The 6,059-nt window shown below is 66.2% G+C and carries 7 protein-coding genes; 1 reads left to right on the top strand and 6 read right to left on the bottom strand.

The annotated features are described in order from the left end of the window. From K8V11_RS04890 to K8V11_RS04910, 5 genes are all read right to left on the bottom strand, one after another. On the bottom strand, nt 1-359 hold a 359-nt coding region (locus tag K8V11_RS04890), incomplete at its 3' end, for an MlaD family protein (protein WP_303911316.1). 2 nt (nt 360-361) lie between these two features. Beyond that, entirely contained in the window at nt 362-1,207 is an 846-nt protein-coding gene (locus K8V11_RS04895) for an ABC transporter permease (RefSeq protein ID WP_303911323.1), read from the bottom strand. Nucleotides 1,208-1,224: 17 nt separating this feature from the next. After that, the gene (locus tag K8V11_RS04900; protein ID WP_303911317.1) at nt 1,225-1,989 is read right to left on the bottom strand and encodes an ABC transporter permease; all 765 of its coding nucleotides are present in this window, start codon (nt 1,987-1,989) and stop codon (nt 1,225-1,227) included. Nucleotides 1,990-2,133: 144 nt separating this feature from the next. Beyond that, the gene (locus tag K8V11_RS04905; RefSeq protein WP_303911318.1) at nt 2,134-3,051 is read right to left on the bottom strand and encodes a 3-oxoacyl-ACP reductase; all 918 of its coding nucleotides are present in this window, start codon (nt 3,049-3,051) and stop codon (nt 2,134-2,136) included. A 3-nt stretch (nt 3,052-3,054) separates the two neighbouring features. Continuing rightward, nucleotides 3,055-3,249: a ferredoxin gene (locus tag K8V11_RS04910; RefSeq protein WP_303911320.1), complete on the bottom strand. Its 195-nt coding sequence runs from the start codon at nt 3,247-3,249 to the stop codon at nt 3,055-3,057. A 201-nt stretch (nt 3,250-3,450) separates the two neighbouring features. Here K8V11_RS04910 and K8V11_RS04915 point away from each other — a divergent pair, with 201 nt between their 5' ends. Beyond that, nucleotides 3,451-5,172, top strand: coding sequence for an AMP-binding protein (locus tag K8V11_RS04915; RefSeq protein WP_303911321.1), 1,722 nt, complete (start codon nt 3,451-3,453; stop codon nt 5,170-5,172). A 32-nt stretch (nt 5,173-5,204) separates the two neighbouring features. Here the strand turns inward: K8V11_RS04915 and K8V11_RS04920 are convergent. After that, on the bottom strand, nt 5,205-6,059 hold an 855-nt coding region (locus K8V11_RS04920), incomplete at its 5' end, for an aldehyde dehydrogenase family protein (protein ID WP_303911322.1).

The following is a 6,059-nucleotide window of genomic DNA, read 5'->3' on the forward strand; positions in this document are numbered from 1 at the left end:
ATCTCGAATGTGACGCCCTTGGCCCCGAATACCGTGTTCGAACCGATGTGGACGGTCGCGTTGGAGGGCACCGAGCGGAGCAGCTCGGGATTGACTTTGAGGTCGATGACGGACACGTTCTCTTCCCGCCGGATGTCGCTCACCTTCCCGATGTCGACACCGCGTGCCCGCACCTTCGAACCGTCGTCCATAACAAGGCCGACCCGATCCGTATAAACGGTGAGCGGGACGGACGGCTCGAAATATCCGAAGAACCGGCCGAGCGCTCCCGCCGTGAGTAACCCGATGATGAGGATGAGAGCGGTGCCCGCGATCCCCCGTGCCCGCTTGTCGCGGCCGTCTCCTGGTCTGGTCGCCATCTCTACCCGCCCGAAAGATTGAAGTTTCCGTCGCTGCCGTAGACGGCAAGCGAAACCAGCAAAGTCACGGTCACGACGGCGATGAGCGAGGTTCGCACCGCCGAGCCGACCGCCGCGCCAACCCCCGCGGGACCTCCGGCGGCGTTATAGCCCGAGTAGGTGTGGATCAGCATGATGGTGATCGCCATCGCGATGGCCTGCACGAACGACCACAGGATGTCGCTGGGGATGAGGAAGGTGGCGAAATAGTGGTCGTAGATGCCCCCGGACTGTCCGTAGATGTTCACGGTCGCGAAGCGCGACGCGAGGAACGAGGCGATGACCGCGAGGGAATAGAGCGGGACGACGGCGATCATTCCTGCGACGATGCGCGTGGAGACGAGGTAGGCGACCGAATCGATCGCCATCACCTCGAGGGCGTCGATTTCCTCGGCAACGCGCATCGCGCCCAGCTGTGCCGTGGCGCCGGCACCGATCGTGGCGGCCAACCCGATTCCCGCGATGACCGGCGCCGCGATGCGCACGTTGATGAAGGCGGCGAAGAAGCCGGTGAGTGCCTCGACGCCGATATCGGACAGGGACGAGAAACCCTGCACTGCGATCACGCCGCCAGTGGCGAGGGTGAGAAAACCGACGATGACGACGGTGCCGCCGATGACGGCCAGCGCGCCTGTGCCCATCGCGATCTCGGCGATGAGGCGAAGGGTCTCCTTGGGGTAGGCGGTCACGGCTTTCGGGATCGCGGCAAGTGCGCGCCAGAAGAACAGTGCATGCCCGCCGAGGTTGTCGAACTCGAGCTCTACCCGGTGTCGTGCCCGTTCGAGGCGCGGGAACCGCGCGGTGGTGATGACTGCCACGAGACCCCTTAAGCGTTGAGAATCTGCACGCCGATGGCGGTCAGAATCGTGTTGACGACGAATAGGGCCATGAACGCGAAGACGACGGTCTCGTTGACCGCGTTGCCCACGTCCTTCGGGCCGCCGCGGACGTAGAGCCCCTTGTAGCAGGCGACCAGACCGGCGAGCATGCCGAAGAGTCCCGCCTTGATCTCGGCGAGGACGAGCTCCCCGAGCCCCGTGATGAGCGTGATTCCATCGACGAACGCGCCGGGGTTCACTCCCTGCAGGAGAACGGAGAACAGGAATCCGCCGAGGATGCCGATCGTGCAGACCAGGCCGTTGAGAAGCAGAGCCACGAACGTTGACGCCGCGACGCGGGGAACGACAAGCCGCTTGATCGGATCGATGCCGAGAACTTCCATGGCGTCGATTTCTTCGCGGATCGTGCGCGCACCAAGGTCCGCGCAGATGGCGGTCGCGCCTGCGCCGGCGACGATGAGCACCGTAACCATAGGTCCGACCTGGGTGACCGCGCCGAGCGCAGCCGCCGCACCGGACAGGTCGGCGGCGCCGATCTCGCGCAGCAGGATGTTGAGGGTGAAGCTCACGAGCACCGTGAAGGGGATTGCCACGAGGACAGTGGCGAGCATCGACACGCGGGCGATAAACCACGACTGGTCGACGAATTCGCGACCCTGGCGAAAGATCGCACCGAAGGACGCCATGGTGTCGAGGGTCATGGCGAAGAATTCGCCGACGCCCTTGAGCGGGGCATCGAGTACTTTGATCACCTCGCCGGTCCTTCCTCGCGTAATTCGCCGATGTCCACGGCCATTCGGCCTGAAACATCCCTTACATCATGCTGTGGCCACTTCGTGTCCACTGGTATTTCGAGCGGATTAAGGCAAAACTCCACCTGAGAATTTTAGTGAGCCTTAGAGTTTTGCGACCTCGCTCGCGGAGAACGAGCGCCCCTCTTCACGCCCCTCCCAGTGCGAATCGATAGCGGCGGCGAATTCGGCGCGGTTCCAGATCCCTCCTTCGGCGTCGAATCTCTGCTCGACGGTGGGGGCAGCAATGAGCGCCACCATCCCCCCGTATACGACGAACAGCTGACCGGAAATCTTCTCGGCCGCCGGCGAACCGAGGTACGAGACGAGATCTGCCACGCGCTCGGGTGCGAGCGGATCGGGCCCGTCGGCCGGGTTCCATTCCTCGAAGACGTCTTCGGTCATGGACGTGCGCCCGCGGGGCGCGATGGCGTTGGCGGTGACGCCGATACGGCCAAGGGCCCGCGAGGCCGAGAGAGTCAGCGTGGTGATTCCGGCCTTGGCCGCACCGTAGTTCGCCTGCCCCGGAGGGCCGAAGAGCGCCGCCTCGGAGGAGGTGTTGATCAGCCGGCCGTAAACGGGCGCGCCGGTTTCCTTACTCTTGGCGCGCCAGTAGTGCCCCGCGTTGCGAGTAAGGAGAAAGTGCCCGCGCAGGTGCACCTTGACCACGGCGTCGAACTCCTCGTCCGACATGTTGAAGAGCATCTTGTCGCGAGTAATTCCCGCATTGTTGACCACGATGTCGAGCCCGCCGAGCTTGTCGGCCGCGGTGATCATCGCCTCGGCGGTCGCGGATTCGGAGACATCTCCGAGTACCAGCTCCGCCCGAGCGCCCGCTTCTTCGATGGCCGCGATGACCGCATCGGACTGCTCCGAGGTTTTGATGTCGTTGACGACGACCGCGGCGGCGCCGGAACGCGCCAGCTCGATCGCCTCGGCGGCTCCCAGGCCGGATCCCGATCCGGTGACGACTGCGACGCGTCCCTCGAGGGACAGCGAATCGCTTGCAGGGGTTTCGCTCACTCGTTACTCCTCGATCGACAATGCGGCCATCGGACATTTGGCCACGGCCTTGCGGACGCGGCCCTCCAGTTCTTCCGGCACCTCGTCGACGAGGATTTGCACGACCTCGTCATCGTCGTCGAGTTTGAACACCTTGGGCGCGAGGCCGGTGCAGACCGCCTGCCCCTCGCAGCGAAGGTCATCAACAGCTACCTTCATCGGTTTCCCCTTTGCGTGATCTCTTGGTGGGCACCCGCACCGATTGAGAGTGCGACACCCGTCGTACGGTTGCCGTGCCCCGGGCCGGAGTGTTCGTCCGGGTTACCAGACAACCATAGTGTGACCCGAATAACTGTAACGTGTTCCAATTTTTGGATGAATTGCCCCCTCCTGTGCCGATTGGGCAGGACAATCGCGAGCGTGAACTCCCCCATCCGTTCGATCGACGATTTCGATTCGCCGTCCGCAACCCTCGCCGATTCCCTCGCGGCGCTGTCCTCCGTGAACGATCGCGGCGTCAGGTTCGACGAGGAATTCATTCCGTGGTCGCAGGTGGTCAGCCGGGCGAACGAGCGGATCGTTTCCTTTCGCCGGTGGGCGGGAGCGGACGAGGGCTCGGGCAGCGTGGGAGAGAGCCGGCGTCCGCCGCACATCGGAATCCTGCTCGACAACTCCCCCGAGTTCGTCTTCTGGCTGTGCGCCGCCGCATCCTCGGAGCTCGTCGCCGTCGGCCTCAACGACACCCGCGCCCCGCGGGCACTCGCCGCGGACCTCGCCACGGCGGACGTCCGGGTTGTCGTCTATGACGCCGGACATGCCGATCTCGCCCGCGAGCTGGCCCGCCACACCGCCGTCCCCGTGATCCCCGAGGCCGAGTTCGCGGATGGGCCGGCGAATGCGGCGTCCGACGTCATGGGCGATGGGTCGGTGCAAGGAGAGATGGATGCGACTTGGGGCGACGGCGACGCGCTGGTCGCGCTGATCTTCACCTCGGGAACATCCGGAGACCCGAAGGCGGTGCGGGTGACCCAGCGCAAGATCTCCGTGCCCGCACAGATGCTCGCCGACCGTTTCGAGATCGGCTCGCAGGACTGCATCTACAACGCGATGCCGATGTTCCACTCGAACGCGGTGCTTGTCGCGTGGCCGATGGCGCTGGTCTCGGGGTGCGACCTCGCGCTGCGCCGGCGGTTCTCCGCCTCCGGGTGGCTCGGCGATGTGCGACGGTTCCGCGCGACATTTGCGAATTACGTCGGCACGCCCCTGAGCTACATTCTCGCCACCGACACCCGCCCCGACGACGCGGACAACCCCGTGCGGATCGTCTACGGGAACGAGGCGGGCGCCGAGGTCCGCGAGGCATTCGCGGCGCGCTTCGGGGTGCGGGTGGTCGACGGGTTCGGCTCGACCGAAGGTGGCGTCGCCATCTCGCGCACTCCCGACACTCCCCCTGCGGCGCTCGGCCCGCTGCCTCCGGATGTGCTCGTCGTCGATCCGGAAACCGATGCCCCTCGGGAGACGGCACGCTTTACCGATGACGGCGGGCTCGCGAATCCCCAGCAGGCGGTCGGAGAGCTCGTGCGCGAGGGACCGGGACTTTTCGCCGGTTATTACGGCAACCCGGCGGCCGATGCCGAGCGAATGCGGGGCGGCATGTTTCGCACCGGCGATCTCGCGTACGTGGATGCCGCCGGGTTCGTGTATTTCGCGGGCAGGGCGTCGACGTGGATGCGTGTGGCCGGGGAGAACCTCGCGGCGAGTCCGATCGAACGAATCCTGTCGCGGCACCCGCAGGTCGCCGAGGTCGCGGTGTTCGGCATTCCCGCGACGCCGGAGCCGGGCGACGATGTCGTCGCGGCGATCGTCCTCGCGGTCGGCGCCCATGACTCGGGAGCCGAAGAAGATTTCGCCTCGGGGCTCGGCGCTTTTCTCGCCGCGCAGCGCGACCTCGCCCCGCGGCAGTGGCCGAGGCTGCTCCGGATCACCGCCGAGCTGCCACGGACGCCGAGTTTCAAGGTTCGCGCTCCCCTGCTGGCCGCGCGTGGGCGCACGCCCGGCGAGGACACGTTGTTCCGCCGGGTCGATGACGCGGGTTCCGGCCGTGGCGGCGCGGCCGCGCCGCGCTACGAGCGCCTGCCGTAGCGGCCGGCCATGCAGCCGGGGCGGCGGCGCCGTCAGCCCAGGTATTTGGTCCGCAGCGTCATCGCCTTCAGGAACATGCTCGCCTGGCGTTTGGAGGCGGCGTCGAAGGGCGGGGTCATGAGATCGCCGACGTTGTAGTCGAAGTGGGACACCGCGACCGCGCGGTCGCGCGAGAACGTGTCGAATCCCCATTTTCCGTGGTAAGAGCCCATTCCGGACTGGCCCGAGCCGCCGAACGGAACGGCCGAGGACACCATGCCGATGCCGAAATTATTGCCATAGACGTTGCCCGAGCGGGTGTGCCCGACGACGTAGTCGAACCGCGGCCCACGCTCGCCGTACCAGTACAGCACCAGCGGATCGGGGCGCGCGCCGATGTAGTCGACGGCTTCTGCGATGTCGTCGTAGGCGAAGACGCTGAGCACCGGGCCGAAGACCTCGTCCCCGGCGATCTCCATCTCGTCGGTGACCCCGGTGATAAGGGTCGGGGCGACCTTGCGCTCGGCCGCGTTCGGCAGCTCCTCCCCCTCCGGCACGACCTGTCGCACGGTCGCTCCCTTCGCGCGGGCGTCGTCGATGAGCCCGACGATGCGCGAGTAGTTCGACTCGTTGATCGTCGCCGTGTATTCCGGATTGCCGGAGATCGCGCCGAACTTCGACTCCCATGTCGACAACACCGTCTCGCAGAACTCGTCGACACCCGAGCGCGGCACGAACACGTAGTCCGGGCACACGCACACCTGCCCACCGTTGACCATGCGCGATCCGGCGACGTTCGCGGCGACCTCGGCGATATCGGCTTCCGGGTCGACGACGACCGGGTTTTTTCCGCCGAGTTCGAGGGTCACGGGCGTGAGGTTCGCGGCGGCATCGGCGGCCACGGACCG

This window comes from Dietzia timorensis, from assembly GCF_020742175.1.
Lineage (GTDB): Bacteria > Actinomycetota > Actinomycetes > Mycobacteriales > Mycobacteriaceae > Dietzia > Dietzia timorensis_A.